Below are 17,972 nucleotides of genomic sequence, written 5' to 3' on the forward strand. Positions count from 1 at the left end.
ACGACAACGATGATGATGACCACCGCCCCTTCCTACCCCCCTGGCCTGCCGTCCGCCAGCGCCGCCGCGCTGGACCGCAGCGACAGCGATGTGGTGCTGATCGTGGACGACGTGCCCGACAACCTCGCTGTGCTGCACGATGCGCTCGACGAATCGGGCTACACCGTGCTGGTGGCCATGCACGGCGAGGCCGCACTGCAGCGTGCCGCGCAGGCCCTGCCCGACATCGTGCTGCTCGACGCGATGATGCCCGGCATGGACGGCTTCGAGGTGGCGCGGCGCCTCAAGGCGTCGCCCGCCACGGCGCACATCCCCATCATCTTCATGACCGGCCTCACCGAGACCGAGCACCTAGTGGCCGCGCTTGAGGCCGGCGGCGTGGACTACGTCACCAAGCCCATCAAGCCGCGCGAAGTGATGGCCCGCATGGGCGTGCACCTGGGCGCTGCGCGCAAGGCCCGCCAGGACGCCAGCCAGGCCCGCGAGGCCCGCAACGCGCTCGACGCGTTTGGCTACGCCAGCATCACCGTGCGCGCATCGGACGGCCGCCTCATCTGGCAGACCCCGCTGGCGCGCGAGCTCCTGCACACGTACTTCGGCGAGGCCAGCCCCTGGGCGCCCGAGCCACTGCAGACCTGGTTGCGCCGCCACGTGCTGGCCGACGGCAACGCTGAAAAGGCCGTCGAGGCCCTGCAGGCACTGGCCGAACCACCGCGCCTGGCCATCGACCACGGCGCGCGGCGCCTGACCTTTCGGCTGCACCAACAGGCCGGCGACAGCGAGGGCGGCGGCGACTGGCTCATCGTCATGCGCGAGGTGTCCGACGCCAAGATCATCGAATCGATGAGCCTGGCCTTCAAGCTCACGGCGCGCGAGGCCGAGGTGCTGTACTGGGTGGTCAAGGGCAAGATCAACCGCGACATCGGCGACATCCTGGGCGCCAGCCCCGCCACCGTGAAGAAACATCTGGAGCGCGTGTTCGCCAAGCTGGGTGTGGAGACGCGCACGGCAGCGGCAGGGATGGCGATGAACCGCATCCGGCAGCTGCATCCGCAGTTTGAGGGCTAGTTTTAGGCGTTTTATGCCGCTCCCGCGCTCTGACCGTGCGCTAGAAGCTATCAAATTAATAGTAGCGCGTGCGCAGGTCTGCGAAGGGTTCGTCCCAGTGCGCGCGGGCCTCAGCGGCCGACCGCCTTTTCCAGCGCTGCCTTGTTCATGGTCGAGCGGCCTTTGATGCCCTTGCGCTTGGCTTCTTCATACAGCTGATCCCGCGTACGTCCCTGCGCGCCCTGGTGCGACCGCTTGCCACCGCGCACCGGTGCGGGGGTGTCGTGCAGGGTCTTGGCATTGGCGGTCTTGCTCTCGCCGTGCTGGGCGCGCTCTTTGTTGACCGTGCGGGCCGCTATCTCTTCAGCCGTGCCCGTGCTCTTGCCGCGCTCTTTGAGGCTGGCCTTGATGTGTTCGTACTGGCGTTCACGCTTTGCGGTCCACTGGTCTTGGGGCATGGGGGAGCTCCTTGAATGGGTGTATGCGCTGGCAGAGACGATGCCGGTGCTTCTTGCAATCTACCAAGCCAGTTGGGTGCGGCCGTCAGCACTGCTGGGGTGCTGTTGTAGGACGGCAGGTTTGTACTCGCGACCGTCAGTCGGCTGCTGTCGGCTCACGGGTGCGGACCTGGGCGGTACCGCAAGAGTAGCCATCATTTTTCTCGCCCAGTTTGGGAGGTTTTGCGGTTGATGGGCAATGAAGGCGCAGTGGTCTGTAGTCACTTATTCGGACAGAACGATTGCCTCTGTCTGCGTATTCAATAATGGGTTGCATTGAGGCTGGGTTTTTATTGACTGCCTATGGAGCGGCATCCTCTTGAAGATTCAAGATGGAAGGGTGTTCCAATTTTTCATTCAGGATTTAATTTTTCTACGGCGCGTTCGAGCTCATCTAATGATTCTTTCTGCAACGGGATAAATTCGCGCAGTATTGAATCGTCTTGCTGGCCTTTTCTGAGATCGGCGTGGCAGAGCTTGAGATTGTCTTTTATCTTGGAAATATCGGTATTTTTGATGGGGTGATGCATTCGCTCGCTGAGTCTGATGTAATCGCCTAGCGCTAAATAGGCACACTGTGTTAAGCGAGGAATCGTCGCACTAGCCTTCTCAAGGTTGAAGGAGCGACAGTTGTGACTTAGATAGAGCTCTAGCAGAAGCAGATGGGCATCTGGACTTTGTTGAGAAATACTCTGAATTCTTGATTCCAAAGCATGATGATCCAGTCCGGGATCTTTATCGCAATGCCCCACTCTTCCCATCAAATCCAGTGCCTTTGTTGAGTTCTGCAGCGCCGTTCGGTACCATCTTGCAGCTTCCCCTTTGTCGCCGTTGTTTGACAAATAGTCACCGTAAGCCCATTGGGCACCCACTTGGCCGTTCATGGCTCCATTTTTTACTTGTACCAAGCACGCACCGCGCAAAGAATATTCGTCTTGCGTATCGCAGCTGACATAGCTCTCCATCCACCACCACAAAACACAGGCTGCGATAAAATATAATAAACAAATCAAGAAGATTTTGTTCTTTTTTGCGTTTTCGGGCATTGCTATTTATTGTTGGGTTGGAGATTTTTTGGTAGGCTTAGTTGATCTCTGGGTGAAGTTCGAGTTGTGGATATGGGACTGCCATCGGGCCCCCACGTTCGCCACTGACCTGGCTTGGTTAAATTTGGAAAGGGCAATTTGGCAAGTTTGCCCGGGAGGCTTTCGAACGCCCCTTGATCAATTGCTGGGCCGCCCAGGGGATAATTCCAGACGGGAGTGGTGGGCGCCGTTACATAAGTTTGTAAGCTAAATGCCAATGAGCTCGCTATTCCGTCTGATGTTCCTCCTGATCTGCAAGCTTCGAGCAGTATAGGTTCGTTGTTCCAGATACCGCTGTCGCGAATGACTTTTGCAACCTGTGCGCCACTCAACATCCCTTGAATTCGATCCGGCGCCGCATGAGCGCATAGATAAAGATATCCTGCCACTCCACTTTCTCTCAGGCCAGACAGATAAAGTTCTTCCTCATACGGCTGAATTAAAATTATTTTCTTTTTGAGATCGTCAATGGTTGCGATTTTTTTGACTAATTTTTGCGTCCGGTCAAGCCCTTCGAAAACTATCTTCTTCAAATTCTTTCCTGGGCCATATAAAATCTTGCCGTTAGTGATTGGTTCTGACGGGGGTTTAACGGGTAGCATGGTATAAGTTTTTGTGTACTAATTTTTTTAAGTGCCTCCTGTATTGTCATGACTGCAGAATGATTTTGGTGTGGTTAAAGGTTGGAATTCTCTTCTGAAAACGCAGTTTCTGTCGTTTTGCGGATGGTTCTTGTCTAACGCGCAGATTTGAGAAATCTGATGAGAAAGTGCAATGAGTGAAGCACAATTTTGTCCGGTGTAATCCAAGCGAGTAGTCAAGAGTTACGTCATCGTCTGCTCTTCAGTGAGTCGAACCCGCGAGCTGATTCGCCCGACTCAGTTGAGCTTTTCGCTGAAGATCTAGTTACTGCGCAGAGCCGCGCCTGCCTAACCAGCGCCGTAGCAACCACCCGAAGGCTCCCGCCACGATTCCCGCAGCGCACAAACCGTGCAGTGCAGACAAAGAAATGCTGCGATACAGCCCATTCGCATCCGACCAAGGCGCCCACGGCCGGATGTCCATGTGCATGACGCTGTCGAGCAACACATGCGTGAAGGTCCCGGCCAGTGCGCTGAGCACAACGATGTGCGGCTTCCACGACGCTTCCTCCTGCAGCCACGGCATGCCGTAGTGCGCCACTTCGTCGTTCCAGTGCCGCAGCAGCGGCCCGCACAGCCAAGGTGTCGCAGCGGCAGCCACCAGCGCAATGGGCACTGCGCCCAGGTACGTGTGCGTGGGGCCATGCAGGACGGCTGACTGGCGCAGCATGCCGATCAGCGGTTCGATGTCCATCGCCACCTGGGCGATGCCGAAGGTGAGGACGCTGAAGTACCGTCCGGCCACTGCCTTGGCAGCCAGGCCGACGCCCATGTGGAACGGGGTGAAGGGCATGGCGTGTATCGCTTCTTTCAGTCGACGACCGCACCGCGCCAGCGCAGGCCCCAGGGCAGCTGTGCGGGGCCGAAGACGAAGTGCAGCACGCGCCGCTTGCTGGTTCCGCTGGTTTTGCACGAGGCGTGCAGCAGCAGCGGCCGCATGACCAGGGCGGTGCCTGCATCGGCAAGGCAGGGCACATCGCCTGCGCGGTCGCGCAGCGCACGGGCTGCGTCGGCCGCCAGCACGCCCTGGGTGTGGCTGGCAGGCACCACGCGCAGCGGGCCGTCGTCGGCATGGCAGGGGTCGATGTGCAGGCGCACGGCCAGCAGCGTTTGCAGCAGTGGTGCAGGGGGCTGCACGAACAAGGTGCCGTCCTTGTCGGACCAACCGTTCAGGTCCGGCGCATCCACCCTTTCGGCCACGGGAATGCTCAGGTCCTGGTGCAGGGGCACGAGCCAGTTGCGGGCCGGGGTCTTCTCAAAGTAGGTGCATTGCACGGCCACGGCCGATGCGAGGAGGAGGTCCGCCAGGGCTGGGCACTGCTGCAGGCGCCGGGCGAGCGCCTGGCACCAGGGGCGGTTCAGCAGATCGCGCTGGCCGCCGGACGCCGAGTGCGCACGGTGACCGCCGCGATCCGGCGCCTGCATGTTGGCGTTCAGGTCGTGGGCCAGGGCGCTGCATTCGGCCGGCTGTAGCACCCCGGGCACCAGCACAAAGCCTTGGGCTTCCAGCAGGGCAGTTGCCGTGGCGCCTGCCGCAGGGGTGTCGATGGGGCTGGGGGCTGTCAAAGCATCTGAAATAAATCTGACCGAAATCTGAATGAAATGTGCCGCTACCGCTTTTTGGATGAGCGCTAGTAGCTATCATTTTTATATCAAAACGCTGCCGAACCCTGCACAGCGCTGGCGCGCAGCGATCACATCCCCAGCGACTTGAGCAGTGCGTCCGTATCGTCCTGCCCCGCGGGTGGCGGCACGGGCACGGGGGGCGCGGCTTGCGACTCGGCCATCAGGGCGTCGGGGTCCGGCGCTTCCTGTGCCTCGAAGTCATAGAGCTTGATGAACTCGGTGCGGTCGATGGCCAGTTCCAGGTAGAAGATGTTGTTGTTGCTGGTGTAGAAGGTCACGCGCCGCGCTTCGGGCTTGTCCAGGTTGGCGTCCACCGACAGCTGCACCTGCTTGTTCAGCACCAGCATCTTGGGCTGGTTCTGGGTGATGTGGGTCTGCAGTTCGCGCCGCACCTTGCCGGTGAAGTCGCCGACCACTTGGTTCATCAGCTCGCCCATCACGTTGCTCACTTCGTCCGACGTGAACGAGGTGACCAGGTCGTCCTTGGACATGCCCATGTTCAGCAGGTAGTTGGCGTACAGCTCCATCGCCGCCTGGGCCGAGAAGTTGATGATCACCAGCCCCGAGAAGCCGCCGTCGAACAGCACGAAGCAGCCGATGTCGGGCTTCAGGCAGGTCTTGCTGATGCGCTGCACCATGCCGGAGTAGTGGATCTGGCTGTGCGTGGCCACGCCCAGTACCCGCGTGACGGAGTTGCACAGGCTGATCAGCAGGTCTTCGGTGCTGTAGACGGGGGATTTTTCAGGGAGACTCATGGTGTGTGGGGGCTGCGGCCGGAAATACGGGATGTGCAGGGCAGAGCATAGGCGATGGCGGGGCGCTAAGCCAGCGTGCAGGCCAGCGGCGTGGCGCAGGTGTGGCGCGCCGTCCGCTCGGGGACGCGTCGCGGGATGGCGCCGATTGACAATCCATCGGGCTCGCGTATCGTGCCAGCCTTCCGACAGCCAATAAATCAGCCAGCCTCCCGCCGAGCCGGGTGGCCCAACAAAAGAGAGGGGTGTGCACACATGGGCAATGTCTATTCCTACGGGCTCAACGACTTCCAGGCCATCGCCACCGGTGCGGCAGTGCTGGCCAGCGGCGGCGGCGGCAGCTACTCCGACGCCTGCTCCATCGTCAAGGAACTGGCCCAACAGGGTTACAGCGGCACGGTCACCGTGCAGGACTACGACGGCGCCACGCCGGCCTGCGTGCTGGCCATCATGGGCTCGCCCGACGCGGCCTCCAGCCTCGACCTGGCAGCGATCCAGAACTCCATCAGCAACACCTTGGCGGTGCAGCAGGGCCTGACCGGCATGCAGGTGGGCGCGCTGATCCCCGTGGAGATCGGGCCGATCAATTCCCTGGTGCCGCTCATCGGCGCCGCCATGTCGAGCGGCTCGGTCTGGGTGGTCAACGGCGACGGCGCAGGCCGCGCGGTGCCGGAGCTGCCCCAGACCACCTTCACCACCCCGTCCGGGCCCGCGCCCAGCCCTGCGGTGCTGGCCAGCGACGCGGCCACGTTGGTCGCGGCGGAATACTCGGTGCTGGGCTCCGGCACGGCGTCGGGCATCGAGTCGCTGGCCGGCGGCGTGGTCGGCGGGTTCGGCGGGTACTCGGGCATCGCCATGTGGCCGTCGAATGCCTCCAACCAGTTCGCGTTGTCCGGCAGCTATATCCCCGGCACGCTGGAGCAGGCGCGCGCGCTGGGCCAGCAGATGCTGCAGGCGGTCACGCCGCTGTCCACGGCGGCAGTCGCCACCGCCATACAGAACCTCACCGGGCGCACTGCGGCCGCAGTGGTCACCAACTTCTACGTCACCGCGGTCACGCAGTCCACCTCCAGCGCGACGTCGCTGGACTCCGGCGTCATCCGGCTGGACAATGCGCAGGACCCGAGCCAGAGCACCCAGACGCACTACCTGTACAACCTCAACGAGAACCTGATCATGTATTCGGCGTCGAGCACCTCCCCCGACATCATCGCGCCGGACTCGATCTGCTACTACTCCGAGAGCACGGGGCGCGGGTTCTCCAATGCCAACGACGATCTGGCGCTGTACTTCAACACCGCCACAGGCCGCAGCACGGGCCAGATGGTGAGCGTGATCTCGGTGCAGACCGCGCCGCAGCTGTACAACACCCCGGGCGTGGTCGCATCATTTGCCGGCCTGCTGCGCAAGATCGGCTATGCCGGCGGCATGCCTCCGGCCTGACCCGGCGTGCCCCCTTCCGAAAGCCAATGAGCCGCCATGGGTGAAGCAGACCTGAACAAGGAGCGGCTGGAGCTGGCGCTGGAGGCGGCGGGGCTCGACTTGTGGGAGAACGACCTCGTCACCGGCAACGTCACCCGCAAGGCCACCAAGACCTTCCTGGAGCTGGGTTTCACCGAGGACGAGATCGTCTCGGGCGTGCAGGACATCTACGCCCTGTTCCACCCGGATGACCTCGACATGGTGCGCCAGTCGGTAGCGGACCACCTGGCGGGCCTCACGCCGCAGTACCGCTGCGAGTTCCGGCTGCGCTCCAAACGCGGCGACTGGGTCTGGTTCGCCAACTACGGCCGCATCATGGACGGCGGCAGCGACACGCCGGGCAAGCGGCTGATCGGCGTCACCTTCAACATCGACGACCGCAAGCGCCGCGAAGACGAGATCGCGCAGATCAACCGCCAGCTCACCGAGCAGAACCGCCTGCTGCAGCAGCTCAACGCCACGCTGGAGCAGCTGGCCTCCAACGACTCGCTCACGGGCCTGGCCAACCGGCGCACGCTGATGGAGCTGGGCGCCAACGAATGCAAGCGGTCGGAGCGCTTTGACCACCCGCTGTCGCTGCTGGTGGTGGACATCGACCTGTTCAAGCCCGTCAACGACGCCTGGGGCCACCTGGCGGGCGACCGCGTGATCTGCGCGGTGGCCAAGGCCTGCGCTGCGCGCAAGCGCCGCGGGGTGGACATCGTGGCACGCTTCGGTGGCGAGGAGTTCGTCGTCGTGCTGCCCGAGACCGACGGCCCGAGCGCTCTGCGCATGGCCGAGTCGCTGCGCCGCGAGGTGGCCGCGCTCAGCGTGCCGATCAACGACGAGGGCGTGTGCGTGTCGGTCACCGTCAGCATCGGTGTGGCCACGCTGCACAAGGGCGCCATCCTCGACTTCGAGGACTTGGTGAACCGGGCCGACAAGGCGCTGTACCGCGCCAAGGAGGCCGGCCGCAACGCCGTGTACAGCGCCGAGGTGCAGCACGGCATTGCCACCATGCACGTGCTGATCGACCGGGATGACGCCGCCGGCGACATGCAGGTGACCTGAGCGCGGGCGTCGTCGGCCTGCACCGCCGAAGATCCCGCCTGCCCGTCCTGCCCGTACTGTCGCCTGCCTCTGCCGGCGTTACGCCTCCCTGACTAATCCTCCCTGATTACTCCTCGCTGGTCCACTCCACCTGCACCCCCAGGCTGCGCAGGTTTTCCACGAAGCGTGGGTGCGCGCGGCGGATGGGGGTGGCGTTGCGGATCTCCGAGCGGCCCGGCGTGCTGGCCGCCACCATGAAGAGCGCAATCGCCACGCGGATGATGTAGGGGCTCTCCACCACCGCGGGCGTCAGCGGGTTGCCGCCAAAGGTCACCAGCCGGTGCGGGTCGGACTGGAACACGTGCGCGCCGAATTTGGACAGCTCGCCCGCCCAGCCCAGGGCCCCGTCGTAGACCTTGTTCCAGAACAGCGCATTGCCCTCGGCGCGCACACCCAGCGCAATGAAGATGGGCAGCAGGTCCACCGGAAAGTACGGCCAGGGCGCGGCCTCCACCTTGGTCAGCACATTGCTGGTGAACGGCGTCTGCACCTTGAGCGGTCCATCGCAATGGGCGCGCGACCAGCCGTCTTCGTGTGTGATGGTGACGCCGAACTTGGCAAAGGTGCGGTCGATGAGCGGAAAGTTCTCGGGCGCGCTGTTGCGCACGATCACGTCGCCGCCGGTGATGGCGCCCAGCGCCAGGAAGGTCGTGATCTCGTGGAAATCCTCGTCGAAGCGGAATTCCCCGCCGCGCAGCTGCGTGCCGCCATGCACCGTCAGGCGCGAGGTGCCCATGCCCTCGATGCGCACGCCGATCAGGGTCATGAAGCGGCAGAACTCCTGCACATGCGGCTCCGAAGCCGCATTGGTCAGCACCGAGGTGCCGTCGGCCGTGGCCGCGCACAGCACGAAGTTCTCGGTGGTGGTGACGGAGGCGTAGTCCAGCCAGTGCTGCGTGGCCTGCAGCCGCCCGTGGGCATTGCGCACCAGCAGCGAGCCCTCGGCGCGCTCCACCGTGCCGCCGAAGCGGCGGAACACCTCCACGTGCGGATCGATCTCGCGCACACCCAGCGTGCAGCCCTTCACGTTGTCCTCCAGCCGTGCCACGCCAAAGCGCGCCAGCAGCGGCGGCACCAGCATGATGGACGAGCGCATCTCCTCGGGCAGCCGGTGCTGCGCCGCATCGAACACGGTAGCGTGGTGGTGCAGGTCCAGCGTGCCGGTGTCGTGGTCCATGCGCACATCGCTGCCCAGCGTGCGGAAGATGTCGAGGATCTTGCGCACATCGGTGATGTCCGGCACGCGCAGCAGCCGCAGCGGCTCGTTGGTGAGCAGCGTGGCGCACAGCACCGGCAGCACGGCGTTCTTGTTGGCCGAAGGATGGATGCGGCCCTTGAGGGGGGTGCCGCCGTGGACGACGAGGTTAGACATGGGTGGACAGCGCAAGGCGGAAGAGGGGCAGGGCAGGGCAGCAGCGCAGGCGGGTCGCGCAGCGCGCGGACACCCGCCCGGCGGCGCGCGAGGTCGATACTCTAACTGCCTGCCGGTTCGCGCGACCTTGTACGACGCAATAGCTATAAATTATGTAGCAAACTTTGAGGTGGGCGGTGCGCTGGCGGCTTCATGACGCTTCGCGGTGCCACGCACACTCCGGATGACACATTGGTTCTTGGCCCCTGCTACGCCTGCGGGCCAGCCCAATCCTTAACCCCGCCCCATCCGTTCACGCTGAGCTTGTCGAAGCGCGGCGCGCGGCTTCGACAGGCTCAGCCCGAACGGCGTGGAAGGTTCGGAGAGCACGTGGCCGCATACGCCACCCGGCGTATTTCCGCAATGCGCACCTCTCTCCAGAATCCATTCCATCGCCCGATCCATCCCAGAGGCAGGCCATCAGAGGGAGCCTTCCGGGCGAAGCGGCCTGCCCATTGAACCCACCACCGGAGAAGCACACATGCAACGTCGTTATTCCCTCAAGGCCCTCGCGGCCGTCGCTACGCTCGCTGGCCTGTCTGCACTGCCAGCCCACGCGCAGGAGACCATCAAGGTCGGCATCCTGCACAGCCTGTCGGGCACCATGGCCATCTCTGAAACCGTGTTGAAAGACACCGTGCTGATGGCCATCGACGAGATCAACGCCAAGGGCGGCGTGCTGGGCAAGAAGCTCGAGCCCGTGGTGGTGGACCCGGCCTCCAACTGGCCCCTGTTCGCCGAAAAGACCAAGCAGCTGCTGGGCCAGGACAAGGTCTCGGTGATCTTCGGCTGCTGGACCAGCGTGAGCCGCAAGTCGGTGCTGCCCGTGGTCGAGGAAATGAACGGCCTGCTGTTCTACCCCGTGCAGTACGAGGGTGAGGAACTCTCCAAGAACGTGTTCTACACCGGCGCCGCGCCCAACCAGCAGGCCATCCCCGCGGTGGACTACCTGATGAGCAAGGACGGCGGCAGCGCCAAGCGCTGGGTGCTGCTGGGCACCGACTACGTGTACCCCCGCACCACCAACAAGATCCTGCGCGCCTACTTGAAGTCCAAGGGCGTGAAGGACTCCGACATCGACGAGAAGTACACCCCGTTCGGCCACAGCGACTACCAGACCATCGTCGCCGACATCAAGAAGTTCAGCCAGGGCGGCAAGACGGCCGTGGTCTCCACCATCAACGGCGACTCCAACGTGCCGTTCTACAAGGAACTGGGCAACGCGGGCCTGAAGGCCAAGGACGTGCCGGTCGTCGCGTTCTCGGTGGGTGAAGAGGAACTGCGCGGCGTGGACACCAAGCCGCTGGTCGGCCACCTGGCCGCCTGGAACTACTTCCAGTCCATCAAGAGCCCTGAAAACACGGCCTTCATGAAGAAGTGGGCGGACTACGCCAAGGCCAAGAACATCGCCGGCCACAAGGACAAGCCACTGACCAACGACCCGATGGAAGCCACCTACATCGGCATCAACATGTGGAAGCAGGCCGTCGAAAAGGCCAAGAGCACCGATGTGGACAAGGTGATCGCCGCCATGGCCGGCCAGACCTTCAAGGCACCGTCGGGCATCGTCAGCAAGATGGATGAGAAGAACCACCACCTGCACAAGAGCGTGTTCATCGGCGAGATCAAGGCCGACGGCCAGTTCAACGTGGTGTGGAAGACGCCCGGCCCGGTCAAGGCCAAGCCATGGTCTCCTTACATCGAAGGCAACGACAAGAAGAAGGACGAGCCGGACGGCAAAACGAAGATGTGATCTCCCCCTGAGCGGCTACGCCGCTTCCCCCTCTCTCACGCTGCGCGTGGGAGGGGGACGCCGCCAGCGCGGCGGGGCGGCCCTTGCGCGGCGGCCCTCGCATTCAGATCGCGCGGGTTCTGCGGCCCACTGCTTTTTCACACAGCTTCCGTCATGCTCTCTTCCCTCTTTTCTCGCCTGATCGCCTGCCTGCTGTTGTGCACAGCGGTGCAGGCGCACGCGCTCACGGCCGAGGCGGCGCGGGCCATGGCGGCGGGCGATACCGATGACCGGATCGCCGCGCTGCAGGCGGCCATTGCCACGCCGGACGACGCCACCGTGGCCTTCATCCGCGCCATGGGCGACGATGCGGTCAAGATTGCGGGCGACAAGGCCATCGTCGTCAAGGATGGCAAGGGGCTGGACCCCGTCACGGGCGCCGAAGTGCCCGTGCCCGACGATGCCGAAGACATCGTCAACAACAACCGCATGCGCGGCGAGTTCGACACGGCACTCGCCTCGCTGCAGCTCATGTCCACGGATGTGGCCCAGCGCAGCAAGGCCATCGACGCGCTGCGCGAAGAGACCGACGAGGCCCGCCTGCCGCTGATCGAAAAGGCCCTGGCCGCCGAGCAGGAGGCCGGCCTCAAGACGCTTCTCACCAACATCCGCGCGCGCATGCTTTTGAGCAGCAGCGACGCCGCCAAGCGCCTCGAAGCCGCGCAGCACCTGACCACCAGCGGCAACCCTGCCACCCGCACCGTGCTGCTGGAGCAGTTGCGCAGCGAAGAAGATCCCCAGGTCAAGGCCGCCCTGCAGGCCGCACTCAAGACGGTGGAAGACAGCCTGCAATGGGGCGAGCGACTGGCAGCGATGTTCACAGGCATCAGCCTGGGCTCCATCCTGCTGCTGGTGGCGCTGGGCCTGGCCATCACCTACGGCCTCATGGGCGTGATCAACATGGCCCATGGTGAGCTGATGATGATCGGCGCCTACGCCACGTATGTGATGCAGGGCATCTTCCAAAAGTACTTTCCCGGCGCGTTCGACTGGTACCTGGTCGCCGCCGTTCCGGCTGCCTTCATGGCGTCGGCCCTGATGGGCGCGGTGCTGGAGCGCGGGGTGATCCGCTTTCTGTACGGCCGGCCGCTGGAGACCCTGCTGGCCACCTGGGGCATCAGCCTGATGCTGCAGCAACTGGTGCGCACCGTGTTCGGCGCGCAGAACGTGGGTGTGGAAAACCCCTCGTGGATGAGCGGCGGCGTGCAGCTCATGGAGAACCTGCAACTGCCCTGGAACCGCGTGATCATCGTGGCCTTTGCGCTGGCGGTGCTGGGCGGCGTGGCCTTTCTCATCAGCAAGACGCGTCTGGGATTGTTCGTGCGCGGCGTCACGCAAAACCGCCCCATCGCCTCGTGCATGGGTGTGAACACGGCGCGTGTCGATACCTACGCTTTCGCGCTGGGCTCGGGCATCGCAGGCCTGGCCGGCTGCGCGCTCAGCCAAGTGGGCAACGTGGGGCCGGACCTGGGCCAGGGCTACATCGTCGATTCGTTCATGGTGGTGGTGCTGGGCGGCGTGGGCCAGCTGGCCGGCACCGTGTACGCAGCGCTGGGCCTGGGTGTGCTCAACAAGTTCCTGGAAGGCTGGACGGGCGCCGTGCTCGCCAAGATCGCCGTGCTGGTGTTCATCATCATCTTCATCCAGAAGCGGCCGCAGGGCATCTTCGCGGTGAAGGGCCGTACGGCGGATTGAGACTGTTATGAATACCCCTGCTATCCAACTCCCCGCGCCCGCACCACTGCTCACGCGCAGCGGCTGGTCGGCTTTCATCGTGGCGCTCATCGTGGTGTGCGCCGTGGCTCCGGTGCTCAACCTGTGGGTGCCGGCCGGCAGCCCGCTGCACCTGTCCGACTACGCCGTGGCGCTGCTCGGCAAGATCATGTGCTACGCCATCTGCGCGCTGGCCATGGATTTGATCTGGGGCTACACCGGCATCCTGAGCCTGGGCCACGGCCTGTTCTTCGCCTTGGGCGGCTACGTGATGGGCATGTACCTCATGCGCCAGATCGGCCGCGACGGCAACTACAAAAGTGACCTGCCCGACTTCATGGTGTTCCTCGACTGGAAGGAGCTGCCCTGGCACTGGATGCTATCCGACAGCTTCGTCGCCACGCTCATCCTCGTCGTCGCCGTGCCCGGTGCCATCGCCTTCGTGTTCGGCTACTTCGCTTTTCGCTCGCGCATCAAGGGCGTGTACTTCTCGATCATCACGCAGGCCATGACGTACGCGGCCATGCTGCTGTTCTTTCGCAACGAGACGGGCTTTGGCGGCAACAACGGGTTTACCGACTTCAAGCGCATCCTGGGCCAGCCGATCGCCACGCAGAACATGCGCATGCTGCTGTTCGTGATGACGGGCGTCACGCTCTTGGTGTTCTTCTTGCTGGCGCGCTGGCTGGTGCGCAGCAAGTTCGGCCGCGTGCTTCAGGCCGTGCGCGACGCAGAGACGCGCGTCATGTTCTCGGGCTATTCGCCGCTGCCCTACAAGCTCACCATCTGGACCATCAGCGCCATGATGTGCGGCGTGGCTGGCGCGCTGTACGTGCCCCAGGTCGGCATCATCAACCCCGGCGAGATGAGCGCCGCCAACTCCATCGAGATCGCGGTGTGGGCCGCAGTGGGTGGCCGCGCCACGCTGATCGGCCCCATCGTCGGTGCCTTCATCGTCAACGGCGCCAAGAGCTGGCTCACCGTCACGGCGCCGGAGTTCTGGCTGTACTTTCTGGGGGCGTTGTTCATCGCGGTGACGCTGTTCCTGCCCGATGGCGTGGTGGGCCTGGTCAAGAAACTGAAGAACAAGCGCCACGACAAAAAGACCAGCGAAGGAGCCGCGCCATGACGCCCGATTTGATGGAAGAGGGCGCGCAGCGCATCGCTGCCCGGCAGGCGCCGGTCGTGCCAGGCCAGACCGAGTCCGGTGGCCGCGCGGCAGGCTTCTCGCGCGTGGCGACGCCCGGCGAGGTGGATGTGGCCCACGGCCGCATCCTGTACCTGGAAGACGTGAACGTGAGCTTTGACGGCTTCAAGGCCATCAACAACCTGAGCCTCGATATCGCGCCCGGCGAGCTGCGCTGCATCATCGGCCCCAACGGGGCGGGCAAGACGACGATGATGGACATCATCACCGGCAAGACCCGGCCGGACAGCGGCACGGTGTACTTCGGCTCGACCATCGACCTGCTTCGCCACAACGAGCCCGAGATCGCGAGCCTGGGCATAGGCCGCAAGTTCCAGAAGCCCACGGTGTTCGAGCAGCTCACGGTGTTCGAGAACCTGGAGTTGGCCTTGAAGACCCACAAGGGCGTGGCATCGAGCATGTTCTTTCGGCTGGACTCCGCGCAATCGGATCGCCTGGCCGAGGTGTTGCACACCATTCACCTGGCGGGGAGCGTGACACGTCTGGCTGGCAACCTGAGCCACGGGCAAAAGCAATGGCTGGAGATCGGGATGCTGCTGATGCAAGACCCGAAGCTGTTGCTGCTCGACGAGCCGGTGGCCGGGATGACGGACGACGAGACGGCGCGGACTGCGGAGTTGTTTTTGACCTTGAAGGGCAAGCACTCGCTGATGGTGGTGGAGCACGACATGTCGTTCATCCGTACGATTTCTGAGATCGTGACGGTGTTGTGCGATGGGGCTGTGCTGGCGCAGGGGACGTTGGATCAGGTGCAGGCGGATGAGCGGGTGATCGAGGTTTATCTGGGGCGGTGATGGTGAGTACGGGCTCGTTGGCTGCAACCCAGAAACAGACCCAGGCCGTTCGGGCTGAGCTTGTCGAAGCCTGCTCATCCCGTCCCGGCTCGATCGGGTTGAGCTTGTCGAAACCTGGTCTCGGCTTATCCCGATCCATTCGTGTCGAGCTTGTCGAAACGGGGGTGCGCTCGCAGGCTCGCTGGTTTGTACCGCATGCCTGGTTCAAGGGCGGAGGCCGGGAGTCGCCCGGCGTGCGAGTAACTTTCTTTTGCTTCGCCAAAAGAAAGTCACCAAAGAAAAGGCGACCCTACACGCTGCGTCCCTTCGCTTCGCTGCGGGCAACCTGCGGTGCTCGGGCGCGGGGTGCGCTGCGGAACTCGCTTCGCGCTGCGCGCTACGCTCAAACATCCGCAGCGAGTCAGTTCACGATGCGTGTGTCCTTCGGCACACGCTCACCCCACGCCCTGTGCTCCTCGGCGCATCCTGAAGGGCTGGGGGAGAAGACATCCACACGGGCCATTGCTGCGCTCGGCCCCGAACGCGCAGGCGCTGCGCGCCGCGACCGCCAGGCCGAGCGAAGCAAAGGCCCGTGTGGATGTTTGGCTGTTCGGCTGCCCACCCCCTGTGGCTGCGCCTGCGGCGGGGCGGTTGCGGGGTGGCATGCGCGTCGGAGCGCGCATGCTTCGTGCACTGACTCGCCGCAGTTGTTTGAACGGAGCGCGCAGCGCGCAGTGAGTTCTGCGGCGCACCCCGCAACCGCCCCGACGCAGGTTTGCCCCTTCGCAACGCGAAGGGGTCGCAGACTTGGGGGCGCCTTCTCTTTGGTGACTTTCTCTTGGCGAACCAAGAGAAAGTTACCGCGCCGCCGGGCGCGCACCCCGGCTCCCGCCCTTAGCACAGGCATGCTACCCAATCAGCGAGCTCGCGAGCAGCGCCCGGTTTCGACAAGCTCAACCCGAACGGGTGGTGGGGGCGGACGGGCAAGGCTTCGACAAGCTCAGCCCGAGCGGTTCTGGATGGCACAGAGACTTCAACAAACTCAGTCCCCGCAATACAACACAGCCCCTCAGAACTCCCGCGCTCGAACCGCTATCAAAAAAATAGCTAATAGCGCCCGATGACCAAGCGCTAGACACCAACCAGGCTCACCAAAAATGCTCACCGTCCAAAACATCAACCAGTACTACGGCGGCTCCCACATCCTGCGCGACGTGAGCCTCACCGCCGCCCCCGGCAAAGTCACCGTCCTCCTCGGCCGCAACGGCGTCGGCAAGACCACGCTGCTCAAAAGCCTCATGGGCCTGGTCCCCATCAAAAGCGGCGCCATCACCTTCGACGGCAAACCCATCGACAAAACCACCCCCTACGACCGCGCCCGCGCCGGCATCGGCTTCGTTCCCCAGGGCCGCGAAATCTTCGGCCGCCTCACGGTGGAAGAAAACCTGCGCATGGGCTTGGCCTACAAAAGCGGCTCTACCCCCATCCCCCCGCACCTGTACGAGCTGTTCCCCGTGCTCAAGCAAATGCTCCACCGCCGCGGCGGCGACCTCTCGGGCGGGCAGCAGCAGCAGCTCGCCATTGCCCGCGCCCTCGCGCCCGGCCCGCGCCTGCTGATCCTGGACGAGCCCACCGAAGGCATCCAGCCCAGCATCATCAAGGACATCGGCCGTGTGATCCGCATGCTGGCCGACAAAGGCGAGATGGCCATCCTGCTGTGCGAGCAGTACTACGACTTCGCGCAGGAACTGGCCGACGAATACCTCGTGATGGAGCGCGGCGAAGTCATCGCCCGCGGGCCGGGCAGCGAGATGGAAGCCAAGGGCATCCGCAACCTCGTGGCGATCTGAAAACGCGCACCATGCCCGGCGTGCGTTGAGCGGGACAGGTGCCGAGCTGGCCCTGAAGCGTCCGTCAGGCCTGCTCAGTAGCAGGGGTCGCCGCGCCGCGCCAGCGCGACACGCTCTCCATGACGAGCACGGTGCACACCATCCACGTGCCGGCCAGCAGCCAGCCGGCCAGCACGTCACTGGCGTAGTGCACCTGCAGCACCACGCGGCTCCAGCCTGTGGTGAAGACCGCTGCGCCGGCCAGCAGGGCGGCGGGCAGGTGCCAGGGGCGGGGCAGCAGGCGCGTGGCCAGGTAGGCGAGCATGGCGTACGCCATCATCGACGCGCTGCTGTGCCCGCTGGGAAAGCTGTAGCCGTCGGCCTGTGCGATGCCGTGCACGTGCTCGGGCCGCACGCGCTCGAAAAGGCTTTTGAGGATGCGCGTCAGCGCGCCGTTGCCGGCCATGGCCACCAGCCAGCCGGTGGCCAGCAGGCGGTGTCCGCGCCACCACAGCAGCGCGGTGACCAGCACCGTCAGCACCGCCAGCGCCCAGCTGTCACCCAGATGGGTCACCGTGGCAAACCACTGAAGCACCGCGACATCGGCGTGCGCCAGCAGGCCTGCGGCCAGGGCGTCGTCCAGCGCGCCCCACGTGCCGCCGGGGTGGCCGCTTTCGGCCAGCTCTGCCATCACCGCGCCGGCTGCCACCAGCACGCCCGCACTCGCCGCCATGGCCGCCACCAGCACCCAGCGTGCCTGCGCGGGCACCCACTGGCGCAGCGGTGGGCCGGCCCGCCGCAGGGTGCGCAGGCCGCACAGGCAGCCCCAGCCCGCCAACGACGCCAAAGCCATGCCTGCGGCCCACCAGCCGAGCGGGTGTTGCGCCAGCAGGGCGCCCAGGTTGGCTGCATGCAGTTCCGTCATCAACGTGGTCTTCCTTTCCGTGTTTACCAAGGCGGCCGCGGCGGCGCAAAGCGGGCATTTGTACAGGACTTTGCAGCAGCCCATGTGGGCGTGGGTGTATGGC

General features: G+C 64.2%; 16 protein-coding genes. 8 read left to right on the forward strand and 8 right to left on the reverse strand.

What is annotated here, in order from left to right:
• Positions 1-15: 15 nt before the first annotated feature.
• Positions 16-1,068 carry a response regulator gene (locus ASF16_RS00670; protein WP_056162467.1) on the forward strand — a complete coding sequence of 351 codons (1,053 nt, stop codon included), beginning with the start codon at positions 16-18 and terminating at the stop codon, positions 1,066-1,068.
• A gap of 110 nt (positions 1,069-1,178) precedes the next feature.
• Here the strand turns inward: ASF16_RS00670 and ASF16_RS00675 are convergent, their stop codons facing one another.
• The 6 genes from ASF16_RS00675 to ASF16_RS00690 form a co-directional block, all read right to left on the reverse strand.
• Positions 1,179-1,505, reverse strand: a complete 327-nt coding sequence (locus ASF16_RS00675; protein WP_056161448.1) for a hypothetical protein — start codon at positions 1,503-1,505, stop codon at positions 1,179-1,181.
• 392 nt (positions 1,506-1,897) lie between these two features.
• Positions 1,898-2,590 (reverse strand): hypothetical protein, encoded by a 693-nt coding sequence (locus ASF16_RS25800; protein ID WP_156371821.1) that lies wholly within the window; start codon positions 2,588-2,590, stop codon positions 1,898-1,900.
• A gap of 2 nt (positions 2,591-2,592) precedes the next feature.
• Entirely contained in the window at positions 2,593-3,162 is a 570-nt protein-coding gene (locus tag ASF16_RS25170) for a hypothetical protein (protein ID WP_235507213.1), read from the reverse strand.
• 373 nt (positions 3,163-3,535) lie between these two features.
• The gene (locus tag ASF16_RS00680; protein WP_082516670.1) at positions 3,536-4,063 is read right to left on the reverse strand and encodes a DUF4184 family protein; all 528 of its coding nucleotides are present in this window, start codon (positions 4,061-4,063) and stop codon (positions 3,536-3,538) included.
• Positions 4,064-4,080: 17 nt separating this feature from the next.
• Positions 4,081-4,836, reverse strand: coding sequence for a phytanoyl-CoA dioxygenase family protein (locus tag ASF16_RS00685; protein WP_235507214.1), 756 nt, complete (start codon positions 4,834-4,836; stop codon positions 4,081-4,083).
• Between the two features lie 128 nt (positions 4,837-4,964).
• The gene (locus ASF16_RS00690; RefSeq protein ID WP_056161452.1) at positions 4,965-5,651 is read right to left on the reverse strand and encodes a DUF3334 family protein; all 687 of its coding nucleotides are present in this window, start codon (positions 5,649-5,651) and stop codon (positions 4,965-4,967) included.
• 252 nt (positions 5,652-5,903) lie between these two features.
• Here ASF16_RS00690 and ASF16_RS00695 point away from each other — a divergent pair, with 252 nt between their 5' ends.
• Both ASF16_RS00695 and ASF16_RS00700 read left to right on the forward strand, forming a co-directional pair.
• Positions 5,904-7,091, forward strand: coding sequence for a DUF917 family protein (locus ASF16_RS00695; RefSeq protein ID WP_056161454.1), 1,188 nt, complete (start codon positions 5,904-5,906; stop codon positions 7,089-7,091).
• A gap of 36 nt (positions 7,092-7,127) precedes the next feature.
• Positions 7,128-8,180 (forward strand): sensor domain-containing diguanylate cyclase, encoded by a 1,053-nt coding sequence (locus ASF16_RS00700; protein ID WP_056161457.1) that lies wholly within the window; start codon positions 7,128-7,130, stop codon positions 8,178-8,180.
• A gap of 106 nt (positions 8,181-8,286) precedes the next feature.
• Here ASF16_RS00700 and ASF16_RS00705 read toward each other — a convergent pair whose 3' ends face one another.
• Positions 8,287-9,591: a UDP-N-acetylglucosamine 1-carboxyvinyltransferase gene (locus ASF16_RS00705; RefSeq protein WP_056161458.1), complete on the reverse strand. Its 1,305-nt coding sequence runs from the start codon at positions 9,589-9,591 to the stop codon at positions 8,287-8,289.
• A 520-nt stretch (positions 9,592-10,111) separates the two neighbouring features.
• On the opposite strand from ASF16_RS00705, the gene urtA reads away from it, so the two are divergent.
• The 5 genes from urtA to urtE all read left to right on the forward strand — a co-directional run bounded on the left by urtA (position 10,112) and on the right by urtE (position 16,965).
• Entirely contained in the window at positions 10,112-11,383 is a 1,272-nt protein-coding gene (urtA, locus tag ASF16_RS00710; RefSeq protein ID WP_056161460.1) for an urea ABC transporter substrate-binding protein, read from the forward strand.
• Between the two features lie 153 nt (positions 11,384-11,536).
• Complete coding sequence (gene urtB / locus ASF16_RS00715) at positions 11,537-13,117, forward strand: urea ABC transporter permease subunit UrtB (protein WP_056161463.1); 1,581 nt, start codon at positions 11,537-11,539, stop codon at positions 13,115-13,117.
• A gap of 7 nt (positions 13,118-13,124) precedes the next feature.
• Positions 13,125-14,264, forward strand: coding sequence for an urea ABC transporter permease subunit UrtC (urtC, locus tag ASF16_RS00720; RefSeq protein WP_056161464.1), 1,140 nt, complete (start codon positions 13,125-13,127; stop codon positions 14,262-14,264).
• On the forward strand, positions 14,261-15,136 hold the full coding sequence (urtD, locus tag ASF16_RS00725) for an urea ABC transporter ATP-binding protein UrtD (protein WP_056161466.1): 876 nt from the start codon (positions 14,261-14,263) through the stop codon (positions 15,134-15,136). The genes urtC and urtD overlap by 4 nt, the downstream gene beginning before the upstream one ends.
• 1,136 nt (positions 15,137-16,272) lie before the next feature.
• Entirely contained in the window at positions 16,273-16,965 is a 693-nt protein-coding gene (gene urtE / locus ASF16_RS00730) for an urea ABC transporter ATP-binding subunit UrtE (protein ID WP_056161467.1), read from the forward strand.
• A 64-nt stretch (positions 16,966-17,029) separates the two neighbouring features.
• Here urtE and ASF16_RS00735 read toward each other — a convergent pair whose 3' ends face one another.
• Entirely contained in the window at positions 17,030-17,869 is an 840-nt protein-coding gene (locus ASF16_RS00735; protein ID WP_056161470.1) for a phosphatase PAP2 family protein, read from the reverse strand.
• Positions 17,870-17,972: the final 103 nt, after the last annotated feature.

Origin of the sequence: Acidovorax sp. Leaf78, from assembly GCF_001422735.1 — a bacterium.
Taxonomy (GTDB): Bacteria; Pseudomonadota; Gammaproteobacteria; order Burkholderiales; family Burkholderiaceae_C; genus Acidovorax.

Excerpts from the sequence above, each read along its gene's own strand:
- urtA (WP_056161460.1), top strand. The coding sequence starts at position 10,112 with ATGCAACGTCGTTATTCCCTCAAGGCCCTCGCGGCCGTCGCTACGCTC.
- ASF16_RS00680 (WP_082516670.1), bottom strand. The coding sequence starts at position 4,063 with ATGCCCTTCACCCCGTTCCACATGGGCGTCGGCCTGGCTGCCAAGGCA.
- ASF16_RS25800 (WP_156371821.1), bottom strand. The coding sequence starts at position 2,590 with ATGCCCGAAAACGCAAAAAAGAACAAAATCTTCTTGATTTGTTTATTA.
- ASF16_RS00735 (WP_056161470.1), bottom strand. The coding sequence starts at position 17,869 with ATGACGGAACTGCATGCAGCCAACCTGGGCGCCCTGCTGGCGCAACAC.
- ASF16_RS00690 (WP_056161452.1), bottom strand. The coding sequence starts at position 5,651 with ATGAGTCTCCCTGAAAAATCCCCCGTCTACAGCACCGAAGACCTGCTG.
- ASF16_RS00670 (WP_056162467.1), top strand. The coding sequence starts at position 16 with ATGACCACCGCCCCTTCCTACCCCCCTGGCCTGCCGTCCGCCAGCGCC.
- urtD (WP_056161466.1), top strand. The coding sequence starts at position 14,261 with ATGACGCCCGATTTGATGGAAGAGGGCGCGCAGCGCATCGCTGCCCGG.
- ASF16_RS00700 (WP_056161457.1), top strand. The coding sequence starts at position 7,128 with ATGGGTGAAGCAGACCTGAACAAGGAGCGGCTGGAGCTGGCGCTGGAG.
- urtB (WP_056161463.1), top strand. The coding sequence starts at position 11,537 with ATGCTCTCTTCCCTCTTTTCTCGCCTGATCGCCTGCCTGCTGTTGTGC.
- urtC (WP_056161464.1), top strand. The coding sequence starts at position 13,125 with ATGAATACCCCTGCTATCCAACTCCCCGCGCCCGCACCACTGCTCACG.
- ASF16_RS00705 (WP_056161458.1), bottom strand. The coding sequence starts at position 9,591 with ATGTCTAACCTCGTCGTCCACGGCGGCACCCCCCTCAAGGGCCGCATC.
- urtE (WP_056161467.1), top strand. The coding sequence starts at position 16,273 with ATGCTCACCGTCCAAAACATCAACCAGTACTACGGCGGCTCCCACATC.
- ASF16_RS00695 (WP_056161454.1), top strand. The coding sequence starts at position 5,904 with ATGGGCAATGTCTATTCCTACGGGCTCAACGACTTCCAGGCCATCGCC.
- ASF16_RS00675 (WP_056161448.1), bottom strand. The coding sequence starts at position 1,505 with ATGCCCCAAGACCAGTGGACCGCAAAGCGTGAACGCCAGTACGAACAC.